19 protein-coding genes are annotated in these 21,204 nt (G+C 66.5%); 11 read left to right on the forward strand and 8 right to left on the reverse strand.

Annotation, left to right across the window (positions count from 1 at the left end; translation table 11 throughout):
- Positions 1–58: 58 nt before the first annotated feature.
- The 5 genes from ACQR1E_RS03410 (at position 59) to ACQR1E_RS03430 (ending at position 6,587) form a co-directional block, all read left to right on the forward strand.
- A complete protein-coding gene (locus ACQR1E_RS03410) occupies positions 59–997 on the forward strand; it encodes a SurA N-terminal domain-containing protein (protein WP_315712396.1) in 939 nt (312 codons plus the stop codon).
- Complete coding sequence (pdxA, locus tag ACQR1E_RS03415) at positions 997–1,998, forward strand: 4-hydroxythreonine-4-phosphate dehydrogenase PdxA (RefSeq protein ID WP_434896663.1); 1,002 nt, start codon at positions 997–999, stop codon at positions 1,996–1,998. Before ACQR1E_RS03410 ends, pdxA begins: the two co-directional genes overlap by 1 nt.
- Positions 1,995–2,855, forward strand: a complete 861-nt coding sequence (gene rsmA / locus ACQR1E_RS03420; RefSeq protein ID WP_315712399.1) for a 16S rRNA (adenine(1518)-N(6)/adenine(1519)-N(6))-dimethyltransferase RsmA — start codon at positions 1,995–1,997, stop codon at positions 2,853–2,855. The genes pdxA and rsmA overlap by 4 nt, the downstream gene beginning before the upstream one ends.
- A 27-nt stretch (positions 2,856–2,882) precedes the next feature.
- A complete protein-coding gene (locus ACQR1E_RS03425; protein ID WP_434896664.1) occupies positions 2,883–3,941 on the forward strand; it encodes an alcohol dehydrogenase in 1,059 nt (352 codons plus the stop codon).
- 321 nt (positions 3,942–4,262) lie between these two features.
- Complete coding sequence (locus tag ACQR1E_RS03430) at positions 4,263–6,587, forward strand: hypothetical protein (RefSeq protein WP_434896665.1); 2,325 nt, start codon at positions 4,263–4,265, stop codon at positions 6,585–6,587.
- Between the two features lie 12 nt (positions 6,588–6,599).
- Here ACQR1E_RS03430 and gmk read toward each other — a convergent pair whose 3' ends face one another.
- From gmk to fabD, 7 genes are all read right to left on the reverse strand, one after another.
- Positions 6,600–7,259 carry a guanylate kinase gene (gene gmk, locus ACQR1E_RS03435; RefSeq protein ID WP_172109343.1) on the reverse strand — a complete coding sequence of 220 codons (660 nt, stop codon included), beginning with the start codon at positions 7,257–7,259 and terminating at the stop codon, positions 6,600–6,602.
- 3 nt (positions 7,260–7,262) lie between these two features.
- The gene (locus ACQR1E_RS03440; RefSeq protein ID WP_315712651.1) at positions 7,263–8,150 is read right to left on the reverse strand and encodes a YicC/YloC family endoribonuclease; all 888 of its coding nucleotides are present in this window, start codon (positions 8,148–8,150) and stop codon (positions 7,263–7,265) included.
- A gap of 124 nt (positions 8,151–8,274) precedes the next feature.
- Positions 8,275–9,564: an endolytic transglycosylase MltG gene (gene mltG, locus ACQR1E_RS03445; RefSeq protein ID WP_315767262.1), complete on the reverse strand. Its 1,290-nt coding sequence runs from the start codon at positions 9,562–9,564 to the stop codon at positions 8,275–8,277.
- Between the two features lie 277 nt (positions 9,565–9,841).
- Positions 9,842–11,107, reverse strand: a complete 1,266-nt coding sequence (gene fabF / locus ACQR1E_RS03450; protein ID WP_315712404.1) for a beta-ketoacyl-ACP synthase II — start codon at positions 11,105–11,107, stop codon at positions 9,842–9,844.
- A gap of 221 nt (positions 11,108–11,328) precedes the next feature.
- Positions 11,329–11,568, reverse strand: coding sequence for an acyl carrier protein (locus tag ACQR1E_RS03455; protein ID WP_006610957.1), 240 nt, complete (start codon positions 11,566–11,568; stop codon positions 11,329–11,331).
- 437 nt (positions 11,569–12,005) lie between these two features.
- Positions 12,006–12,743, reverse strand: a complete 738-nt coding sequence (gene fabG, locus ACQR1E_RS03460) for a 3-oxoacyl-[acyl-carrier-protein] reductase (protein WP_316200756.1) — start codon at positions 12,741–12,743, stop codon at positions 12,006–12,008.
- 34 nt (positions 12,744–12,777) lie between these two features.
- Positions 12,778–13,737, reverse strand: coding sequence for an ACP S-malonyltransferase (fabD, locus tag ACQR1E_RS03465; RefSeq protein ID WP_434896666.1), 960 nt, complete (start codon positions 13,735–13,737; stop codon positions 12,778–12,780).
- Positions 13,738–14,108: 371 nt separating this feature from the next.
- Here fabD and rpsF point away from each other — a divergent pair, with 371 nt between their 5' ends.
- The 4 genes from rpsF to rplI all read left to right on the forward strand — a co-directional run bounded on the left by rpsF (position 14,109) and on the right by rplI (position 16,540).
- Positions 14,109–14,570, forward strand: coding sequence for a 30S ribosomal protein S6 (rpsF, locus tag ACQR1E_RS03470; RefSeq protein ID WP_315712423.1), 462 nt, complete (start codon positions 14,109–14,111; stop codon positions 14,568–14,570).
- Between the two features lie 5 nt (positions 14,571–14,575).
- Positions 14,576–14,815 (forward strand): 30S ribosomal protein S18, encoded by a 240-nt coding sequence (gene rpsR / locus ACQR1E_RS03475; RefSeq protein WP_008963441.1) that lies wholly within the window; start codon positions 14,576–14,578, stop codon positions 14,813–14,815.
- A 131-nt stretch (positions 14,816–14,946) separates the two neighbouring features.
- Positions 14,947–15,897, forward strand: coding sequence for a hypothetical protein (locus ACQR1E_RS03480; RefSeq protein WP_316173822.1), 951 nt, complete (start codon positions 14,947–14,949; stop codon positions 15,895–15,897).
- 49 nt (positions 15,898–15,946) lie between these two features.
- Positions 15,947–16,540, forward strand: coding sequence for a 50S ribosomal protein L9 (rplI, locus tag ACQR1E_RS03485; protein ID WP_315826786.1), 594 nt, complete (start codon positions 15,947–15,949; stop codon positions 16,538–16,540).
- A gap of 60 nt (positions 16,541–16,600) precedes the next feature.
- Here rplI and ACQR1E_RS03490 read toward each other — a convergent pair whose 3' ends face one another.
- Complete coding sequence (locus ACQR1E_RS03490; protein WP_316170409.1) at positions 16,601–17,377, reverse strand: hypothetical protein; 777 nt, start codon at positions 17,375–17,377, stop codon at positions 16,601–16,603.
- A gap of 422 nt (positions 17,378–17,799) precedes the next feature.
- Between ACQR1E_RS03490 and ACQR1E_RS03495 the strand changes: the two genes are divergently transcribed.
- Together ACQR1E_RS03495 and ACQR1E_RS03500 are read left to right on the forward strand one after the other, a co-directional pair.
- Positions 17,800–19,050: a cyclopropane-fatty-acyl-phospholipid synthase family protein gene (locus ACQR1E_RS03495; RefSeq protein WP_316164701.1), complete on the forward strand. Its 1,251-nt coding sequence runs from the start codon at positions 17,800–17,802 to the stop codon at positions 19,048–19,050.
- Positions 19,051–19,691: 641 nt separating this feature from the next.
- A complete protein-coding gene (locus tag ACQR1E_RS03500; RefSeq protein WP_315712432.1) occupies positions 19,692–21,200 on the forward strand; it encodes a replicative DNA helicase in 1,509 nt (502 codons plus the stop codon).
- Positions 21,201–21,204: the final 4 nt, after the last annotated feature.

Below are 21,204 nucleotides of genomic sequence, written 5' to 3' on the forward strand. Positions count from 1 at the left end.
TCGTCGGGAGCCGTGGCGCGGCTTCCAGTTGGATCAATAGCGACAGCGAAGCTTGGTCATGACGATCGCGTTCTCTCCTCGCCTTCGGGCCCTGGCCATCTGCACTCTTGCCGCACTCGCCTGCGGCATCGGAACGATGTCGGCTCGCGCCCAGAGCATCGTCGTCATGGTCAATGGCGATCCCATCACCGACTATGACATCGAGCAGCGCACCAAGCTGAACTTCCTGAGCACGCGCAAGCATCAGTCCCGCCAGGAGATCATCGACGAGCTGATCGACGACAAGGTGAAGATCAAGGAAGGCAAGAAGTTCGGCGTCGAGCCGACCGCCTCCGACGTCGACCAATCGTTTGCCGGCATGGGCTCTCGCATGCGGCTCAACCCGGAACAGTTGACCAAATCGCTGGAGAGCCAGGGCGTGCGGCCGGAGACGCTGAAGGCCCGCATCAAGGCCGAGATCGTCTGGAGCAGCCTGGTGCGCGGCCGCTACAAGGAGCGCCTGCTCGTCTCCGACAAGGACGTCGCCGCGGCCGTCGCCGCCGCCGGCGGCGACGGCGATCAGCAGGGCCAGGCGTTCGAGTACAAGATGCAGCCGATCGTGCTGATCGTGTCGAACTCCTCGAACCAGGGCTTGATGGAAGCACGTCACAAGGAGGCGGAGGCGCTGCGCTCACGGGTGCAGACCTGCGCCGAAGCCAACAACATCTTCAAGACGACGGCGAACGCGGTCATCAAGGAGATCGTCGTCAAGACGTCCGCCGACATCCCGCCGAATCTGCGCAAGCTGCTCGATGACACGCCGATCGGCCACCTGACTCCGCCGGAAGCGACGCGGCAGGGCATTCAGATGGTGGCGCTCTGCTCGCGGACTCCGACCACGATCGACACGCCGAAGAAGCGCGAGATCAAGGAGCAGATGTATACCAAGAAATACGAGGCCACCTCCAAGGCCTATCTGCAGGAAGTCCGCAAGGCGGCGATGATCGAATATCGCTGATGACGAAGCCGCTCGCGCTGACCCTGGGGGAACCGGCAGGCATTGGCCCCGACATCACCCTGCAGGCGTGGCTGCGCCGCACCGAGCTCGGCCTCCCCGCCTTCTACGTGCGCGGTGATCCTGCCTTCCTGGCTCAGCGCGCCAAGCTGCTCGACCTCCCCGTCACTGTTGACGAGGTTCGTCCCGAACAAGCTGCGCAGGCGTTTGCGACCGCGCTGCCCGTGGTCCCCACCGGGCACGCCGTGACGGCCCTGCCGGGCCGCCCGGACACGACGAGTGCCGAGGCGGCCATCGGCTCGATCCGGGAGGCCGTGGCCGACGTGAGGGCCGGACGCGCGAGCGCCGTCGTGACCAACCCGATCGCCAAGGCCGTGCTCTACCGTGCCGGCTTCTCGCATCCCGGCCATACCGAATTTCTCGCCGAGCTCGCCGCGGATGGCGGAGCCACGCCACAGCCGGTCATGATGCTGTGGTCGCCTGTTCTCGCCGTGGTGCCTGTGACGATCCACGTCGCGTTGCGCGATGCGATCGACCAGCTGACGAGCCCGCTGATCACGTCGACGACGCGAATCGTCGCGGCGAGCCTGCACCGCTATTTCGGCGTATCGCGGCCGCGCATTGCGATGTCGGGCCTCAATCCGCATGCGGGCGAGGACGGCACGCTCGGCACCGAAGAGGACACGATCATCGCGCCCGCGATCGCAACCTTGCGCAATGCCGGCCTCGACGTGCAGGGACCGCTGCCGGCAGACACGATGTTTCATGAAGCCGCGCGCAAGAGCTATGACTGCGCCATCTGCATGTACCACGATCAGGCACTGATCCCGATCAAGACGCTGGCGTTCGACGACGGCGTCAACGTGACGCTCGGCCTGCCCTTCATCCGCACCTCGCCCGACCACGGCACGGCGTTCGACATTGCCGGCAAGGGCACCGCCAATCCGGCGAGCCTGATCGCGGCGCTCGAGCTCGCGGCGCGCATGGCCAGCCAGTCGTCATGAGCGCGATCGACGACCTCCCGCCGCTGCGCGAGGTCATTCGCGATCATCAGCTGTCGGCTCGCAAGGCGCTCGGCCAGAACTTCCTGCTCGATCTCAATCTCACCGCGCGGATCGCGCGCGCCGCCGGCCCGCTGGAGGACGCCACCGTGGTGGAGATCGGCCCCGGTCCGGGAGGCCTGACGCGGGCGCTGCTCGCGCTCGGCGCGCGCCACGTGATCGCGGTCGAGCACGACGAGCGCGCGATCCCGGCGCTGCAGGCGATCGCCGCGCGCTATCCGGGGCGGCTCGAAATCGTCTGCACCGACGCCCGCACCTTCGACGTCCGGCCCTACCTCGGCAGCACCAAGGCAAAGATCGTCGCCAACCTGCCCTACAACATCGCGACGCATCTCCTGATCGGCTGGCTTTCCGCAGAGCCGTGGCCGCCCTGGTACGACATGATGGTGCTGATGTTTCAGCGCGAGGTCGCCGAGCGCATCGTCGCGCGCGAGAACGAGGACGCCTATGGCCGGCTCGGCGTGCTCGCCAACTGGCGCTGCGAGACCAAGATCCTGTTCGACATCTCGCCATCCGCCTTCGTGCCGCCGCCGAAGGTCACGTCGTCCGTGGTGCGGCTGGTGCCGCGCCCGTCGCCCGAACCCTGCGACCGCCGCGCGCTCGAGCAGGTCGCCGCCGCCGCCTTCGGCCAGCGCCGCAAGATGCTGCGGCAGAGCCTGAAGTCGCTGCCGGCGGATCCCGCGCGGCTCGCGGCCGCCGCAGGCGTCGATCCCACCCGCCGCGCCGAGACCATTCCGGTGTCGGGCTTTGTTGCCATGGCCCGCGAATTGACCAATAGTCGCGACGCGAACAAGTCTTAATCAACAAGCATTTCAGGGAGTTTCATCATGGCGTTGATGCGCCGTCAGTCGCTCGTCAAGTTCGACGCACCGCTGTGCGAAACCATCGTCGAGACGCCGAAGCCGCAAGGCCGGGAAGTTCTGGTTCGCATCGAGCGCTGCGGCCTGTGCCACTCCGACCTGCATATCCAGGACGGCTATGCCGATCTCGGCGGCGGCAAGCGCCTGGACACCACGCGCGGCATGACCCTGCCCTTCACGCTCGGACACGAGATTGCCGGCGTCGTCGACGAAGTCGGACCCGACGTGCCGAAGGAACTGATCGGCGCGCGCCGCGCAGTGTTTCCGTGGATCGGCTGCGGCCGATGCCGCGATTGCGCCAATGGCGACGAGAATTTGTGCGCCAAGCAGCGCTTCCTCGGCGTCTCGATCGACGGCGGCTTCGCCACCCACGTGCTGGTGCCGGATGCGAAGTATCTGCTGGAATACGATCCGCTGCCGGTCAACCAGGCCGCGACGCTGATGTGCTCCGGCGTAACGGCCTATGGCGCGCTCAAGCGCCTCGTGGATCGGCCGCGCCAGCGCAATCTGCTGCTGATCGGACTCGGCGGCGTCGGCATGATGGGCCTGTCGTTCGCGCAGGCGATGTTCACGCAACCGATCTCGGTGGCCGACCTCTCGGCGGCCGCGCGCGAGACCGCACTGAAGAATGGCGCCGCGACGGCCTACGATCCGGCCGAGCCGGATGTGATCAAGCGCATCCTCAAGGAGACCGAGGGCGGCTTCGACGAGGTCGTCGATTTCGCCGGCAACGAGAAGTCGATGGCCTTTGCGGTGTCCGTCGTTGCACGCGGCGGCAAGATCGTCGTCTCCGGACTGATGGGCGGCCAGTTCACCCTGCCGATGGTTCAATGGGTGTACAAGCGCATGACCATCGAGGGCTTCATGGTCGGCACGCTGACTGAGGCGCACGAGTTGATGGCGCTCGCGCGCGCCGGCAAGATCAAGCCGCCGCCGATGCGCGAGGAGCCGATGGCTGACGTACAGAAGTGGATCGATGCACTGCGCGCCGGCCATGTGGTCGGACGTGTGGTGCTGACGAACTGATCCCTCGTCCGTTGCGACATCGCACGCGGTGGCGGTGCTGCACCGCTGCCGCCGTGGCCAATCATTTGTCCACAAACGTAGAGGTTGTCGGCGCCGCGCCTCGGATCCCTGAGGGTGAAAAGTCAGGTCCATCTTCACGGATGTGACCGATTTGGCGCGCTAGCGCGGCCAAAATCGAGCCGGGATGCGGATCCTTTTGTGGGAAAAAAGCCGCACTCGGGCACGAAAGGATCGCGACAGAATTAATCCGGAATTGCGGCTCATTGCTACCCAACTTCTCTCCGAGAACGCGCCGTTGCGTAAGCGTATCCGGAGTCTTCAATGGCAAGCCGAACGGCAGGAGTTGCGTTTGCCATTGCAGCCGGAATCGCTGGCACCGTCGTGCTCGTGCTGCCGCGCGTCGTGTTGGCGGCGGAGGAATGTCTGACCGAGCCGACGGGAGAGAAGTCTGACGCGCAACGCTGGTACTATCGTTTCGATCGTGGCACCAATCGGCGTTGCTGGTATCTGAAAGACGCCAACGGCAATACCCGTGACGCCGCGGCACCGATGCGGGCCGCGCAGCAGCCGACTCCCTGGGACTTCGCCCAGCCCGCTCCACCCAAACTGACGCCGAGACGCACCGATGGCCCGGTCGCTCGCACCAGCGACGCCCTCGCCGAAGCGCCGCAGCCGCGGCTGCGTGCCGATCTCGCCGTGCGGGGCACGCCGAAGCCGCAGAATCTCGCCACGCCGACGACGCTGACGGCATCGGACACCAGCCTGCCGCGCAGCCTCGATAGTTCGCCCTGGCCCTCAGCCCCGCCGCAACAGGCGGACCCGATCGCGGCCGATGCGCCACCACCGGCAATGGCCGACGACGGCAATGCGGAGCCGGACGCGAATGCGGCGCCGACTGCCGACGGGCCGATCATCGCACCCAAGCCGAGCAAGCCCGAAGCGCCGATCCACGTGCTCATGCTCGTGGTGATCGGCGCACTCGCGATTTCAGGACTGCTGGCGAGCGCGCTCTATCGGCTCAGCCGGATGGGACGGCGGCAACGGCGCAACGGCAGCTGGCACGCGGACGCAGTACGGATGCGCCGCAGTCGCATCAAACCACGGTCCAAGGCGCCGCAGGGCGGGATGCGTGCGAGCCGCGGCAGCATGCCGGCGGCACCATCCCATCCAGGCGGCGGCCGCGGCTCCCAGCCGGCTTCGGCGCTCGACCTCGCCAGCGCGCGGCTGTCCGCTTCAACGGACCAGATCGACCCCCGTGCGCAGCGACCGGCGCCGTCTCCCCAGCATCAGGATCACCCGGCCGTGGCCGCACGCCGACGCGACCGGGACGCGGCTGCGGAGATGCAACGATCACAGTCCACCGACGCAGTATGGCAGGCGGTCGATGATTTGGTGGATCGCGCAGCAGTGCGCCGGGCCGAGCCTTCCGGGGCACAGATCGCTGCGACCAACGCGCCGCCATCGCCGGTTGCCGCAACTGCCGCATCGCCTGCTGCTCCGGCGCAGGCACAACTGACGGCTGCCCAGATGGCCGCCGCGCAGGCCGCTGCCGCCAAGATTGCAGCAGCCCAGGCGAGCGCCGCCGCTGCAGCCGCCTCGCCGCGCTCGCCGACCTACGCGGCACCGACCGCGCCCGCCGAGCCCTGGCCGGCGGCGCAGCGGGTTGAACCAGCGAATCCCACCCGCATCCAGGCAGCCGCAGCAATGCCGCCAGCCGCCCTGCCACCGGCGCAGGCTGCCGCGACCGCCGCCCCACCTGCCCCTGTCGACGTCAGCGAAATCGTGTCGGCGCTGCGCAAGGCCCGAAGCAGCGATGTCACGTCCCCCTCTGCCGGCGCTCCGATCGACGCCGCCAAGGTGATTGCCGCGCTGCTGGTGTCGCGCGCGGCCAAGCGGCACGCCACGCAACCCGGCGAGGCTAGCGATGATCCGGCTGCAGCGGCCCTCGCTGAGACGGCTCCGCCAACGCAGGCGGACGCTGCACCCCGGACCACGCAGGCGTCGCAACACCTGACGAACCATCCGCGTGGCGGCCAGCCCGTCGCTCAGCCCGTTCCCGGGACGCCCGATCAGCCTGCCTCCCCGCGCGCGCCGTCAACGGCACCAGCCGATCCAGCGGCCGCACTGATCGAGACGCTTCGCGCGCATGCGGCACGACAACCGGCCCCTCAGCCTGACGATGACATCGCCGTGGGCGGACCCGCGATGATGTCGGAGGCCCCCGCCGAAGACGATGAGCTCGACGATCCTGCGGCGGCGCTGATCAACCTCCTGCAGTCGCGCTTTTCATTGCCCGAAGACGAGCTGGAGGCAGAGCCGCAGGAGGAGGAGTTCTCCGTCGAGGCTCAGCAGGACGTCGCGCACATGCATGATGATCCCGCGGCCCGACTGATGAGTCTCCTGGAATCGCGGTCGTCGATCCCCGCCGCGCCACCCATCGACAGACCGCAGGCGCCGCAGCAGCCACAGCGCCCGTCGCAGCAGCGTCCCCTGTTCGTGCCGACGCCGTTCGAGGATCCGGCGACCCCGCCGCTCGACTTCATTCCGCGGCCTCCGGCGCTGCGGCCGCGGCCGCGCAACATTCAGCAGGATGATGAGCTCGACGGCATCCAGGACATCCTGGCGCGCCTCGGCCGGCGGGCGTAGACGGAAGGCGTTTCAGCTCTCGAGCTGGCGCTGCAGCTCGCGCACGAAGGTCGTCAATCCGGTCCGGCGCTCGCGCTTCAGGCGCTCGGCCTTGAGGATCGACTGCACCTCGGCGAACGCATCGTCCACGTTGCGGTTGATGACGATGTAGTCGTACTCCGCCCAGTGGCTCATCTCGTGGCTGGCGCGGCTCATGCGCCCGCGAATGACCTCATCAGAGTCCTGCGCGCGCGTGTGGAGACGCTTCTCCAGATCGGCGGCGGACGGCGGCAGGATGAACACGCTGACGACGTCCTGCCGCGCCTTCTCGCGCAGTTGCTGCGTGCCCTGCCAGTCGATGTCGAACAGCACGTCCTGGCCCGCCGACAGCGCCGCTTCGACCGGCGCGCGCGGCGTGCCATAGCGATTGTCGAACACGGTGGCCCATTCGAGCAGCTCGTTGCGCTTGGCCATGTCCTCGAAGCGCGCCCGGTCGACGAAGTGATAGTCGCGGCCGTCGACCTCACCAGGCCGCATCGGACGCGTCGTCGCGGAGACCGACATCCGCAGGCCCGACATGCGCTCGATCAGCAGGCGCGACAGCGTCGTCTTGCCTGCCCCCGAAGGCGATGACAGCACGAACATCAGCCCGCGCCGCTCGACCCCATCGAAGCTTCCGTCGTGAGCCGCCATGGATCACTCCAGATTCTGAACCTGTTCGCGAAACTGCTCGACCACGGTCTTCATCTCCAGGCCGATGTTCGTCAGCTCGATGTCGTTCGACTTCGAGCAGGTGGTGTTGACCTCGCGATGGAATTCCTGGGCGAGGAAGTCGAGCCGGCGGCCGACGGGCCCGCCCTTGCCGAGCATCTCGCGCGCCTGCGCGATGTGCGAGGCGATGCGATCGAGTTCCTCGCGCACGTCGGCCTTGGCCGCGATCAGCAGCGCCTCCTGCGCCAGGCGATCGGGATCGAAGCGGTCGGAGGTTTCGAGCAGGGCTGCCACCTGTTCGGCCAGCCGCGCCTTGATCGCCTCGGGCTTGCGGCCCGGCGACGCCTCCGCCCTTTTCGCCAACGCCTCGATTTCGTCGACGCGCTGATTGAGGATCTGACCGAGCGTGTCGCCCTCGCGCCGGCGCATCTCGACGAGATGTTTCAGAGCGGTGTCGAAGCCTGCAATCGCCGCCTCTTTGGCGGCCTTGTCCTCGGCCTCGTCACTCTCCGGCTCGGCCACCTCGATCACGCCCTTGATCGACAGCAGCCCGTCAATGCTCGGTGCGACCGCGTCAATCCTGCCGGCGAGCGAGCTCGCCATCTTCACCACCGCAGCCAGCACGTCCTCGTTGATTCGCACCGTCGACCCGGTCTCGGTGCGCTTGACGGTGAGATTCGCATAGACCGTGCCACGCGACAGGACTTCCGTTGCGCGCTTCTTGGCGAAGGCCTCGACCTCGTCCCAGCCCTGCGGCAATCGCACCCGGACGTCCAATCCCTTGGCGTTGACCGACTTCAACTCCCACTCGAACGAGTAGGGACCGCTTGCCCCGTGGCTACGGGCAAAGCCGGTCATGCTCGACAGCGCCATTTCGTCCATGTCTCCGGCACATTGGGAACGGGGACAGACTCAACCCCCGCCGAAAGTGCGCGAACCTTACGGCCTTTTGGGCAAATGTTAAGCCCGGTTCTGCGCGGCCGACATGCGTGGGAAATTATTGCTGAACGACCGGCGGGCTCGGCTGCGCCGCCCCCTGACGGGCGCCGTTGCCAGGTGCGGCCCCCGGTGCAACTCCGCCGGTGGCGCGGTTGGCCGGCGGCTTCTTTGCCGCTGCGGGCGCCCGTGGGGTCGCTCCGGCCGCCGGATCGGCCGCGCCACCCGCGACGGCAGGCGGCGCCTCGTCGGGCTCGACGGTGTCGTTCTGGGTCTGCCGCTCCATCGCCCTGAGCTTGGCGACGTTCTTCTGGTGCAGGTCGTAGGTTTCGGTGAAAGCATGGCCGCCGGTGCCGTCGGCGACGAAATAGAGATCGCGCGTGCGCGCCGGATTGGCTGTCGCCTCCAGCGAGGCGCGGCCGGGGTTGGAGATCGGTCCCGGCGGCAGGCCCTCGATCACATAGGTGTTGTAGGGCGACGGCTGGGTGATCTCGCTGCGCTTGATCGGACGGCCCAGCGTGCCCTTGCCGCCGACCAGACCATAGATGATGGTCGGATCGGACTGCAGCTTGATCCTCTGCTTCAGCCGGTTGACGAATACTGCGGCCACCCGGCTGCGCTCGTCGGGCTTGCCGGTCTCCTTCTCGACGATCGAAGCCAGCGTCACCAGCTGCTCCGGCGTCCTGACCGGCAGATCCGGACTACGCCGTTCCCAGATCTCGGCCAACACGCGCTTCTGCGCCTGCTGCATGCGTTGCACGACCTGATCGCGGCTGGTGCCGCGCGGAAACTTGTAGGTCTCCGGCAACAACGTGCCTTCGCGCGGAATCTCGCGGACGCTGCCGGTGAAGATCTCGTTCTCGGACAGGCGGGCCACGATCTGCTCTGACGTCAGGCCCTCGGGCACGGTCACCGAATGCTGCACGACCTTGCCTTCGACGATGACGCCGATCACGTCGCGCAACGATGCATTCTTCTGGAACGCATACTCGCCCGGCTTGAGGTCGGAACTGGCCTTCAGGGCATAGACTCCACCGATGAAGATCCACGGATTGACGTCGATCACACCTTCACGCGCGAGCACGTCGGCAATATCGCGTTTGCCCGCGCGCTGCGGGATGTTGACGACCTTGTCCTCCTGCAGCGGTCCTGCCGCTTCCAGGATCTGCCGTCCATAATAGTAGGCCGCGCCCACGCCGAGCATGGCCAGGATGAGCAAGGTGATGATCGCGTTGCCGACGACCACGAACGGATTGCGGGCGCGGTCGGAGCGGCGCGGCGGCGGCGGCACGCGTTCCGGCTCCAGCGCTGCGCGCGGGCTGCGGGGCGAGATGGGCGGCCGTTCACTCATCGATGCAACCTTCAGTCCTGTCGCTCTCGTCGTGGCCGTGCGCTCCCCAACGCAAGCGACCTGAAGTCCACGCCCATTTAACGATTCGTCATCTCGTCATCGAATACGGCGAAAAGGTGTTTTCGCCGGGCCTCACCGCCATGCGCATCCACTTACCGCATCGGCGCCGAAGGCCGACCTGCGAAAGACACGCGAAGTCTTGGGTTCTAGTGTGGCTGCAGTCGGATATCCGCGTGACCAAGCGACAATCGGCCCGCGCGGCATCCGTCCTTCCGCACTAGGTCACCACGCGCCGTAAAACCACCGACGCGTTGGTGCCGCCGAAACCAAACGAGTTCGACAGTGCCACGTTGATCTCGCGTTTGCGAGGTGCATGCGGCACGAGATCGATCGCGGTTTCCACCGACGGGTTCTCCAGATTGATCGTCGGCGGGGCGATGTTATCCCGAATCGCGAGAATGCTGAAGATGGCTTCGACGGCGCCGGCCGCGCCGAGCAGATGTCCGATCGACGATTTGGTCGACGACATCGAGATCTTCGAAGCGGCATTGCCAAGCAGGCGCTCGACCGCGCCGAGTTCGATCTCGTCGCCGACTTGAGTCGAGGTGCCGTGCGCGTTGATGTAGTCGAGGTCGGCGGCCGTGATGCCGGCGCGCTTCAGCGCCGCACTCATGCTGCGAAAACCGCCGTCGCCGTCCGGAGATGGCGAGGTGATGTGATAGGCATCTCCGGAGAGTCCGTAGCCGGAGACCTCGGCGTAGATCCGCGCGCCACGTGCTTTGGCGTGCTCATACTCCTCGAGCACGACCACGCCGGCGCCCTCGCCCATCACGAAGCCGTCGCGGTCCTTGTCGTAAGGGCGCGACGCGCGCTCGGGCGTCTCGTTGAATCCGGTCGACAGCGCGCGCGCCGCGCAGAACCCGGCCATGCCAATTCGGCAAATCGGCGATTCGGTGCCGCCGGCGACCATGACATCGGCATCGCCGAGCGCGATCAGGCGGCTGGCGTCGCCGATCGCATGCGCGCCGGTCGAGCACGCAGTGACGACCGAATGATTGGGACCCTTGAGCCCGTGCTCGATCGAGACATAGCCCGAGGCGAGATTGATCAGACGTCCGGGAATGAAGAAGGGCGACACTTTGCGCGGACCGCGCTCCTTCAGGAGGATCGCAGTGTCGGCAATGCCCGAGAGGCCCCCGATGCCGGACCCGATCAGCGTGCCGGTGGCACAGCGGTCCTCTTCCGTCGCAGGATGCCAGTTGGCGTCATCGAGCGCCTGACGCGCCGCAGCCATCGCGAAAATGATGAAATCGTCGACCTTGCGCTGGTCCTTCGGCTCCATCCACTGGTCGGCATTGAAGGTGCCGTCGGAGCCATCGCCGCGCGGCACCTGACAGGCCACCTTGGCGGGAAGATCGGAGACCTCGAACGACTCGATCAAGCGCGCACCGCTCTTGCCCTGAAGGATGCGCTGCCAGGTCGTTTCCACACCACAGCCAAGCGGCGAAACCATGCCAAGGCCAGTGACGACAACCCGCCTCATGTTCGTTTCTCCAGACCCGACCTTGAGCGCTTGTGCATCGGCTGACGGCCGTCGCCGCACCTCGGGTCAATTGTTCGAGTAACATGTTCTGGCCGGGCAGCGCGTCCGAATCGTCCATCGCCAGCCGCCAGATGACGGCTCATCACGACGCCGCCAACAGCAAGAAACCGGTCGACCGCACAAGACGGATCGGCCGGTTTCGCGCAACTCTCGCCGGAGCGTCAGCTCTTGGCGTTCTTCTCGAGGAACTTGGTGGCGTCGCCGACGGTCAGGATCGTCTCCGCGGCATCGTCCGGAATCTCGCAACCGAACTCTTCCTCGAAGGCCATGACGAGCTCGACCGTATCGAGGCTGTCAGCACCGAGGTCGTCAATGAAGCTCGCGTTGTCGACCACTTTCTCGGGCTCGACACCAAGGTGTTCGACCACGATCTTCTTAACCCGCTCGCCAATCTCACTCATCGTTCAAACCTCGTGCTTGTTCCTTTAAGACCCGACCCCCGGATGATCCGCATCACCCCGGCCGCTAAACTTCCTTCGCGATCGCGCAAAACCAGATTTGCCCCGCAGCGCCCCTTTACCGAAATTTGGCGGACGACTTGCGGTCCGAAAACTTCGGAAACGGGGCCACTCACAAACTCCAATCCACACTCTCCATGAGGCCGGTACGCCTCCGATCCAGAGCGCTCAAACAGGAACCCGGATCAGCAGCACCAGCCGACGGAGGCCCGGCGAACGATGGCAGCTCGCCCCGCCAATATACAGGGTTTGGAAATCCTGCAATGGCGTTCTTCGTGCCCCCATCAGCCGCCCGGTTACCATACACGCGAATCATTGACCACACGGCCCGGTATAGTGGTCGCGACGTCTTTTCGCCGCATTCCGAGCCGCGGCAGAGCCTAGATCATGGCCATGCCGCCATTGACGTGGATGGTCTGCCCCGTGACATACGCCGCCTCGTTGGAGGCGAGGTACACCGCAGCTGCAGCAATGTCCTCCGGCGTGCCCAACCGCGCCGCCGGCACCTTGGCGAGGATCGACTCGCGCTGCTTCTCGTTCAGAGCGTCGGTCATCGGTGTCTTGATGAAGCCGGGTGCGATGCAGTTGGCGGTCACGCCGCGTTTGGCATATTCGGCGCCGAGCGTCTTGATCATGCCGATGATGCCGGCCTTGGACGCCGTGTAATTGCCCTGCCCCGGATTGCCGGTGATGCCGACGATCGAGGTGATCGCGATGATGCGGCCGAAGCGCTTGCGCATCATCAGCTTGGTGGCGGCACGCGAGAGACGGAATGTCGCGGTCAGGTTGACCTTGATCACCTCGTCCCAATCCTCGTCGCGGAGCTGCACGAACAGGTTGTCGCGGGTGATGCCGGCGTTGGCGACGAGAATGTCGACCTGCCCCATCGCCTGCTCGGCAGCCGGCACCAGCGCCTCGACCTCGGCCGCGTCGGACAGGTTGCAAGGCAGCACATGCACACGGCTGCCCAGCTCGCCGGCGAGGGTCTCGAGCACCTCGCGCCGGGTGCCGGAAACGGCAACGGTCGCCCCCTGGGCATGCAAGGCCTTCGCGATCGCGTTGCCGATGCCGCCGGTCGCGCCGGTCACCAGCGCGGTCCTGCCACTCAGATCGAACATCCAACTCTCCTCAATGCCGCTTCCAGGCGGCCACTTACGACGTTTTCGCCGCGGCCAGCGCATCCTTCGCGGCCACGATATCCGACGGGCCGCCGACGGCGACGCCGACCGCACCATCCGCGATCCGCTTGACCAGGCCGCTGAGCACCTTGCCGGCGCCGATCTCGAAGAACCGTGTCACGCCCTGGCCCGCCATATATGCGATCGATTCGCGCCAGCGCACCGTACCCGTGACCTGCTCGACCAGGCGACGGCGAATCTCGTTGGGATCGCTGATCGGCGCCGCGAGTACGTTCGAGACCAGGGGCGAGGCCGGCGCCTTGATGGTGACCCTGGACAGCGCCTCCGCCATGACGTCCGCCGCCGGCTGCATGAGCTTGCAATGGAACGGCGCGGAGACCGGCAGCAGCATGGCGCGCTTGGCGCCCTTGCCGCGGGCGATCTCGACGGCGCGATCGACGGCGGCCTTGTTGCCGGACACCACCACCTGGCCGCCGCCATTGTCGTTGGCAGCCTGGCAGACCTCGCCCTGGGCCGCCTCTTCGGCGACCGCGACAGCCGCCTCATAATCCATCCCGAGCAGCGCGGCCATGGCGCCGACGCCCACCGGAACGGCCTTCTGCATGGCAAGCCCACGGGTGCGCAGCAGGCGGGTAGTATCCGCAATCGTCAGGCTGCCGGCGGCGGCCAGCGCCGAGTATTCGCCCAATGAGTGACCTGCGACGAAGGCGGCGTCGCGTCCGACCGAGAATCCGGCCTCGGTTTCCAGTACCCGCAAGGTTGCCATCGAGACCGCCATCAGAGCGGGTTGGGCATTTTCGGTCAGCTGCAGGCTCTCGGCCGGACCTTCCCAAATGATGGTCGTCAGCTTCTCACCGAGGGCGGCATCGACCTCCTCGAACACCGAGCGAGCCACCGGGAAGGAGTCCGCGAGCGCCTTGCCCATGCCGACGGCCTGGGACCCCTGCCCCGGAAAAGTGAATGCTGCCGTCATGGCCGCCCCCTGAACGTTCCAAAATCCCTGGAATTGAGTAACTTTGGCCGGAAAGACACTGGCCGGCCCTGTGATGTCAAGCACGTGACGGGCGCAATTCGACCACTTTCCCTTGCCTTGGCCCCGAAAATCGGTATAAGGCGCGCCATCCGTGGATCCCGAGCCGGGAGCTGAACGGACGGTCCCAGCAAATCACCTTGCTCAACCTTGGGGATTTAACCTCTCCAAGCTGTCCAGGCGACTTTGATGTGGCAGGGCCAGTCGGCCCGTCGTCCCGTGTTCCCGCCTTCTGAGCTGACGTCTGCGAGTCCTTTCCACAAGGTCTCGAAGGGCTTGACGCCGGGATTTGCGCCAACTTGGAAAGGACAGCCATGCCGCTTTACGAGCATGTATTCCTCGCGCGTCAGGACGCGAGCACCCAGCAGGTGGAAGAACTGACGGCTCAGATGACCGGTATCGTCGAAGGTCTCGGCGGTAAGGTCACGAAGTCCGAGAATTGGGGCGTTCGCTCCCTCACCTACCGCATGAACAAGAACCGCAAGGCCCACTTCGTGCTGCTCAACATCGACGCGCCGTCCGCGGCGATCGCCGAGATCGAGCGCCAGGAGCGGATCAGCGAAGACGTGATCCGCTACCTCAGCGTCCGCGTCGACGAGCTCGAGGAAGGCCCGTCGGCGATGATGCGCAAGGCCGATCGCGACCGTGAGCGCGACGACCGCGGCGGTGGCTTCCGTGGTGAGCGCGATGGCGGCGGCTTCCGTGGCGATCGCGGTGACCGTGGCGATCGCGGCCCGCGCCGGCCCCGTGACGAAGAAACTGCGGACGAGGAGTAAGATCAATGGCTGAAGCCCCCGCACGTCGCCCGTTCTTCCGCCGCCGCAAGACCTGCCCGTTCTCCGGGCCGAACGCGCCGAAGATCGACTACAAGGACTCCAAGCTGCTGATGCGCTACGTCTCTGAGCGCGGCAAGATCGTGCCGAGCCGCATCACGGCCGTGTCCGCCAAGAAGCAGCGCGAACTCGCGCGCGCCATCAAGCGCGCCCGCTTCCTCGGCCTGCTGCCCTACGTCATCCGCTGATTGCGGACCTCGGACCGGCGGCCCCGCGCCGCCGGCTCCTTCTGTGAATTCTCATAAGGCTTCCGGGTCGTCCGGTCGCCGATGGTTGGGGCGAAGGCGCCTCTAACCGCTCGAAGGGAGCGGGACAGCTGATGATCGGAACGCTTCTCATCGCGCTCGCGGCAGGCGCTGCCTCCGCGGTCATGTTCGCCTCGACCGGATCGGGCGTGATGACGGCGCTCGTGCTTGCGCTGCTCGCGCCCGTGCCGCTGCTCGTCGCTGCAATCGCCTGGGGCCGGCTTTGCGCCGTCATCGGCGGTCTCGTAGCAACCGCTTGCGTGCTGGCCATCTTCGGCTTCGATCGCGCTCTCGCCTTTGCCGTCTCCGTGACGCTGCCGGCCTGGTGGCTCGGCCACCTCGTCCTGCTCGGCCGTCCGACGACCAGCCCGTCCGGCCAGGATGGCATCGAATGGTATCCGCCCGGCAACATCCTGCTGTGGATCGCGGTGATCGCAGCGCTGATTGCCACGTTCTCCTTCGGCACCGACATGACGGCCACCAATCAGGGTCTCAGGCGGCTGCTGTCGCGCGTGCTCAGCAATACCGTCACGTCGACCGATGCGGTCGACATTCCCCGGCTGGTCGAGATCCTGGTCTTCATGGCGCCGCCGATGGCCGCGGTGATCATGACCACGATCCTGTCGCTCAACGTCCTGGCGGCCGCAAAGATCACGGCGATCAGCGGCCGGCTGATGCGCCCATGGCCGCGCCTGCGCGACACCAAGCTGCCGCTGATGACGCTGCCGGCGCTGTTTGCGATCATCGCGTTCTGCTTCCCGGGCGGGCTGATCGGCATGCTGGCGCGAATCGCCGCCGCAGCGCTGCTGACCGCCTATGCGCTCACCGGCTTCGCGGTCCTGCATACGCTGACCTTGCCGCTGCGCACCCGGCCGCTTTGGCTCGGCCTCGCCTACGCGCTGATGCTGACGTTCATCTGGCCGATCCCCATGCTGGCGATGATCGTCCTCGGCCTCGCCGACGCCGCCTTCGACCTCCGTCACCGTTACGGCCCGCGGCAGCCGCCGCCTTTGCCGGTGCCGTAAAAGCTCAACCTCACACCAACCGCTTCCGAACATCACAAGGAGAACATCGATGGAAGTCATTCTGCTGGAACGTGTCGCCAAGCTCGGCCAGATGGGCGAGATCGTGAAGGTCAAGGACGGGTTCGCCCGCAACTTCCTGCTGAAGCGCAAGAAGGCGCTGCGGGCCACCGCCGAGAACAAGGCCAAGTATGAGGGCATGAAGGCCGAGCTCGAGGCCAACAACATCAAGGCCAAGGGCGAGGCGGCCAAGGTCGCCGAGAAGATCGACGGCCGCGACATCGTCATCATCCGCCAGGCCTCCGAATCCGGCCAGCTGTTCGGCTCGGTCTCGGTGCGCGACATCGTCGCCGCCCTCGCCGCCGACGGCATCACCGTGAGCCGGCCGCAGGTCTGGCTCGACGCCCCGATCAAGACGATCGGCAAGCAGACGATTACCATCGCAATCCACCCGGAGGTCGAGACCTCGGTGACCGTGACGGTCGCCCGCAGCGCCGACGAGGCCGAGCGCATCAAGCGCGGCGAGGACATCTCGACCCGCCAGGAGGACCGTGACGCCGCCGCCGAAGCGATCGCGGCCGCCGGCGAGTTCTTCGATCCGGAGGCCCAGGACGAGGGCGCTGCCGGCGAGCCTGCGCAGCAGTAAGCGCGCCAGCCCATTTGCGGAAAAGCCCGGCTCCCCTAGCCGGGCTTTTTCATTGTCGTCTCACCGCGAGGGCGAGGACGGAACCGAGGGATCCGACGGCACCGACTGGGTCGTGGCCGGCGCCGGCGTCACCGGCGGGACCGGGTCGGCGCGCAGCGCCGGCGCGGCCTCGCTCGATCTTGCCGGCTCGACCCGCGGCGGCTCGGAGCCGGCAGCGCTGTCCTCGCGCGACGCCGACGGGCGGGTCGCACCGGTCGGCTCGCCGCGCGTCTCCTCCGCAGCCGAGCCCTCCTGGGCCGGCTTCTTGCGCTTGCCGAGCCGGCCCTTCTTCGCGGGCGCGCTGCCCTCGCCGTCGGCCGGCGCAGCGGCTGGATCTGCTGCCGCGTCGGGCCTCGCCTCGGCCGGCGCGGAGCGCTTGGAGTGATGACCCGAACGGCGGCGCGGCTCGCCTGGGCTCGCAGCAGCATCCGCGGCGGCCGGTTTCGCCTCGGGCGGCTCGGTGGCGGCCGACCGGGCGCGGCGCTCGGATCGCGTCTCCTTGCCGGAATGGCCCGTTGATCGCGCATCCGCAGCGCCGTTCGCAATCAGGTAGTTGGCGAGCACGCCGGCCATCTCGGGGCTCGTCGTGTAATGCTGGCGCAGAAACCCGGGCAGCGAGCTGGCCGAGGTGTTCTTGGCCAGGCCGCGCGGCGACTTGTGGCAGACCACGCAGGTCCCGTTGTAGATCTGCGCAGGACTCTTGCCCGCATCGAGATTTTCCTGCGCAACGGCGGCTCCCGCAAAGCCCATGCAGAACACCGCCACCACCGTCGCCAAATTGAGCGCTCGGCCCACCATTCTCATTCTCCAGCTATGGTTTCGCCCACACGGCGCCGCCCCGCGCGACATCCGCTGCCGTGTTTCCTCTCGCTATCAGCCGAACGTGACAGCGGACATTGCGGTCGCTCCACGCCTTCGACGGCGATCCCTTCAGACCTCGTCCGGCGGTCAGATGCCGGACACCGGCCAAAAGGCCGGCGGCCGCGGCCTTTTTAACGGATTGCGGAGCGAATGAAAGCGCACAGATGTTCCTGCGCCGAGATGTCCATCGATCAATGACGGTTCGGAATATCGGCGTTGTGTTCATGGCAGTGGCGTCGGCTTGTGCCCGCCGGGTAACATAACAACGTGATGATAGGGAACCAATCGGTTCTCAACGCGTCGAGTGCGACGGCCGGGAAAGTCAGCAACTCACGGGAATAGCTCGTTGGGTGGTGTGGATGGACCGTTTGCTGCGAAGTCTGTTGAGTAGCTTCATTCGCCGTGGCTCGATCAGCTTTACGACCGCCAGCGGCACGTCGTTCAGCTGCGGGGATGGAACCGGCGTCCCCGTGGCGGCACGATTTCTGACTCGTGAAGCCGAGCGCCGGATTCTGGCCAACCCCGAGCTCGCGCTCGGCGAGGTCTATATGGACGGCTCGTTCGTGGTCGAACGAGGAACGATCGCGGACCTGCTGTCGATCGTGATGAGCCAGCCGGCCGTGGTGCCCGACTGGGCCAGGCCGCAATGGTGGCTGCGCTATCTGATCCGGCACCTGCGCCAGCTCAATATCCGGGCACGCGCGCGCCGCAACGTCGCCCATCATTACGATCTCGATGGGCGGCTGTATTCGCTGTTCCTCGATGCCGACCGGCAATATTCCTGCGCCTATTTCGAGACGCCGGACGCGACGCTGGACGATGCCCAGCTCGCCAAGAAACGTCATCTCGCGGCCAAGCTGCTGATCGGCCGCCGCCATCGCGTCCTCGACATCGGCTGCGGCTGGGGCGGGCTTGGACTTTACCTGGCCGAGATGTGTGATGCCGACGTGACCGGCGTGACCTTGTCGGCCGAGCAGTTGCAGGTTGCCGAGGCCCGCGCGGCCGAACGGCACCTCTCCGCCTCCGCCCGCTTCCTGCTGCAGGATTATCGCGACGTGCCCGGCACGTTCGATCGCATCGTCTCGGTCGGCATGTTCGAGCATGTCGGGGTCGCCTTCTACGACTCCTTCTTTCGCCGCAGCGCCGAGCTGCTCGCGGACGACGGTGTCATGCTGCTGCATTCGATCGCACGCTCCGTGGGCCCTGATGCGACCAATCCCTGGATCGCCAAATACATCTTCCCCGGCGGCTACGTCCCAGCCCTCTCGGAGGTTCTGCCGGCGATCGAGCGCGCCGGGCTCCTCGTCTGCGACATCGAGATCCTGCGCCTGCACTACGCGGAGACCCTGAAGGCGTGGCGCGAACGCTTCATGGCCCGGCGCGACGAGGCCGTGCAGCTCTATGACGAGCGCTTCGCGCGGATGTGGGAGTTCTACCTGGCGGCCGCGGAAATGGGGTTCCGCAAGCAGAACCTGATGAATGTCCAGATCCAGCTGACGAAGCGCCAGGGCGTCGTGCCGATGACGCGCGACTACGTCCACCGTGAGGAGACGCGGCTGCGGGCGCGCGAGCGCGGCAGCCGCCCGGCGCTGCAGATGGCGGGTGAGTAGCGCGCGCGGCCCGCGACGACAGCGGAGGGCGGCGCCAGTGCAATGGTCCTGCAGAGACGGACGGCCGCATTCCCTCGGCTGCGCCGCGCCGGTCTCGACTTCAATTCTGAGATGCTCGGTGGACGGCTTGCATCCCAAACGCGAGATCATGCCCATCCGACTCAAATTTTCAAACAAATCGTGCGGTCTGTGAACTGGCTCACAGACCCCGGGGAAGCCCGGCCGTAGTGTCCTGGCATGTCCCCGAGCCCCGCCAGAGCCATGTTGGAACCCCAGACCGACTTCAGCACCGACTACGCGCTGATCGCCGCGGGCGTGGGAGCATCCCTGATCGCCCTCCTGTATCTGCTGCTGGTCTGACGCCGGGCGCGGATCCACGCGCGGCCCTGGCACGCCCTGCCGTACCGGCTCTCGTTCCCGCCTCGCCGACGTGTCGAACGATCGCGCCGGTTGATTGCACCGGCGTGTCGCTCGCGCTCGCGAGGCGTTGAGTCCTGTCGGTTCCGTCAAGCGCGGCATCTGGCGAGTCCGGATTCATCCACCAGATTTACCAGACGGTGAATTGCGCTCAGCTTTCGCTTCCGCTTCGCGCGCGACTGGCGCTTTATCCCCTCCCCTTCAAAGCTGCTAAACACGCGGTCATGGCACTTACCGATTCGAACGTTCACAAGCTGGCGTCGGCTGACGCAGCAACGCCGGCCTATCGCAGCGCTCCTCACAACATCGAGGCGGAACAGGGTCTGCTCGGCGCGATCCTGGTCAACAACGACGCGTTCTATCGCGTGTCGGACTTCCTCGAGCCGAAGCATTTCTTCGAGCCGCTGCACCAGACCGTGTTCGAGACCGCGTCCAGCCTGATCCGGATGGGCAAGGTCGCGACGCCCGTGACCTTGAAGACGTTCCTGCCGGCCGACGTCGACATCGGCGGCATGACCGTCGGGCAGTATCTGGCACGGCTCGCGGCCGAAGCGACCACGATCATCAACGCCCAGGACTATGGCCGCACCATCTACGACCTGTCGTTGCGCCGCGACCTGATCGGCATCGGCGAGGACATGGTCAACGTCGCCTATGACGCGCCGGTGGACTTCGCGCCGCGCAACCAGATCGAGGACGCCGAGCGCCGGCTGTACGAGCTCGCGGAGTCCGGACGCTACGACGGCGGGTTCCAGAAATTCTCCCAGGCGCTGACGACCGCGCTCGACATGGCCGCCAAGGCCTTTCAGCGCGACGGCAAGCTGTCCGGCATCTCCACGGGCCTGCGCGATCTCGACGCCAAGATGGGCGGCCTGCAGCACTCGGACCTGATCATCCTCGCCGGCCGTCCCGGCATGGGCAAGACCTCGCTCGCGACCAACATCGCTTACAACGTCGCCCAGGCCTATGTTCCCGAATTGCAGCCGGACGGCACCTATCGCGCCGCCCAGGGCGGCGTGGTCGGGTTCTTCTCCTGCGAAATGAGCGGCGAGCAGCTCGCCACCCGTATCATCGCCGAGCGCTCCGGCATTCCCTCCAGCCACATCCGCCGTGGCGGCATCACCGAGGCCGATTTCGAGAAGCTGCGCGAATGCTCGATCGAGCTGCAGTCGCTGCCGTTCTATGTCGACGAGACCGGCGGCATCTCGATCGCGCAGGTGATGGCGCGCGCCCGCCGCCTGAAGCGGCAGAAGGGCCTCGACCTGCTGGTGATCGACTACATCCAGTTGCTGTCGGGCTCGGGCAAGCGCGGCAACGACAACCGCGTCCAGGAAATCACCGAGATCACCACCAGCCTGAAGGCGCTGGCGAAGGAGCTCAGCGTTCCCATCATCGCGCTGTCGCAGCTGTCGCGCCAGGTCGAGAATCGCGAGGACAAGCGGCCGCAACTGTCGGACCTGCGTGAATCCGGCTCGATCGAGCAGGACGCCGACGTGGTGCTGTTCGTGTATCGCGGTGAGTACTATTTGGCCGCCAAGGAGCCGCGTCCCGGCACCGAGGAGCACCAGAAGTGGCAGATGGAAATGGATCTGGCGCTCGGCAAGGCCGAGGTGATCATCGGCAAGCAGCGCCACGGCCCGACCGGCACGGTCGAGCTGCACTTCGACGCCTCGGTCACCCGCTTCGGCGACCTCGCCCATGACGGCCTGCCGCCGCAGCACCACGACTATTGACCTG

It is taken from the genome of Bradyrhizobium sp. HKCCYLRH1030 (assembly GCF_051168395.1).
Taxonomy (GTDB): domain Bacteria; phylum Pseudomonadota; class Alphaproteobacteria; order Rhizobiales; family Xanthobacteraceae; genus Bradyrhizobium.

What these genes read in the sequence shown, in the direction of transcription:
- ACQR1E_RS03430 (WP_434896665.1), top strand. Translation starts at nt 4,263, where the DNA reads ATGGCAAGCCGAACGGCAGGAGTTGCGTTTGCCATTGCAGCCGGAATC.
- mltG (WP_315767262.1), bottom strand. Translation starts at nt 9,564, where the DNA reads ATGAGTGAACGGCCGCCCATCTCGCCCCGCAGCCCGCGCGCAGCGCTG.
- ACQR1E_RS03480 (WP_316173822.1), top strand. Translation starts at nt 14,947, where the DNA reads ATGATCGGAACGCTTCTCATCGCGCTCGCGGCAGGCGCTGCCTCCGCG.
- ACQR1E_RS03495 (WP_316164701.1), top strand. Translation starts at nt 17,800, where the DNA reads ATGGACCGTTTGCTGCGAAGTCTGTTGAGTAGCTTCATTCGCCGTGGC.
- ACQR1E_RS03410 (WP_315712396.1), top strand. Translation starts at nt 59, where the DNA reads ATGACGATCGCGTTCTCTCCTCGCCTTCGGGCCCTGGCCATCTGCACT.
- rplI (WP_315826786.1), top strand. Translation starts at nt 15,947, where the DNA reads ATGGAAGTCATTCTGCTGGAACGTGTCGCCAAGCTCGGCCAGATGGGC.
- ACQR1E_RS03500 (WP_315712432.1), top strand. Translation starts at nt 19,692, where the DNA reads ATGGCACTTACCGATTCGAACGTTCACAAGCTGGCGTCGGCTGACGCA.
- rpsF (WP_315712423.1), top strand. Translation starts at nt 14,109, where the DNA reads ATGCCGCTTTACGAGCATGTATTCCTCGCGCGTCAGGACGCGAGCACC.
- fabD (WP_434896666.1), bottom strand. Translation starts at nt 13,737, where the DNA reads ATGACGGCAGCATTCACTTTTCCGGGGCAGGGGTCCCAGGCCGTCGGC.
- ACQR1E_RS03490 (WP_316170409.1), bottom strand. Translation starts at nt 17,377, where the DNA reads ATGGTGGGCCGAGCGCTCAATTTGGCGACGGTGGTGGCGGTGTTCTGC.
- rpsR (WP_008963441.1), top strand. Translation starts at nt 14,576, where the DNA reads ATGGCTGAAGCCCCCGCACGTCGCCCGTTCTTCCGCCGCCGCAAGACC.
- ACQR1E_RS03455 (WP_006610957.1), bottom strand. Translation starts at nt 11,568, where the DNA reads ATGAGTGAGATTGGCGAGCGGGTTAAGAAGATCGTGGTCGAACACCTT.
- fabG (WP_316200756.1), bottom strand. Translation starts at nt 12,743, where the DNA reads ATGTTCGATCTGAGTGGCAGGACCGCGCTGGTGACCGGCGCGACCGGC.
- pdxA (WP_434896663.1), top strand. Translation starts at nt 997, where the DNA reads ATGACGAAGCCGCTCGCGCTGACCCTGGGGGAACCGGCAGGCATTGGC.
- ACQR1E_RS03440 (WP_315712651.1), bottom strand. Translation starts at nt 8,150, where the DNA reads ATGGCGCTGTCGAGCATGACCGGCTTTGCCCGTAGCCACGGGGCAAGC.
- rsmA (WP_315712399.1), top strand. Translation starts at nt 1,995, where the DNA reads ATGAGCGCGATCGACGACCTCCCGCCGCTGCGCGAGGTCATTCGCGAT.
- ACQR1E_RS03425 (WP_434896664.1), top strand. Translation starts at nt 2,883, where the DNA reads ATGGCGTTGATGCGCCGTCAGTCGCTCGTCAAGTTCGACGCACCGCTG.
- fabF (WP_315712404.1), bottom strand. Translation starts at nt 11,107, where the DNA reads ATGAGGCGGGTTGTCGTCACTGGCCTTGGCATGGTTTCGCCGCTTGGC.
- gmk (WP_172109343.1), bottom strand. Translation starts at nt 7,259, where the DNA reads ATGGCGGCTCACGACGGAAGCTTCGATGGGGTCGAGCGGCGCGGGCTG.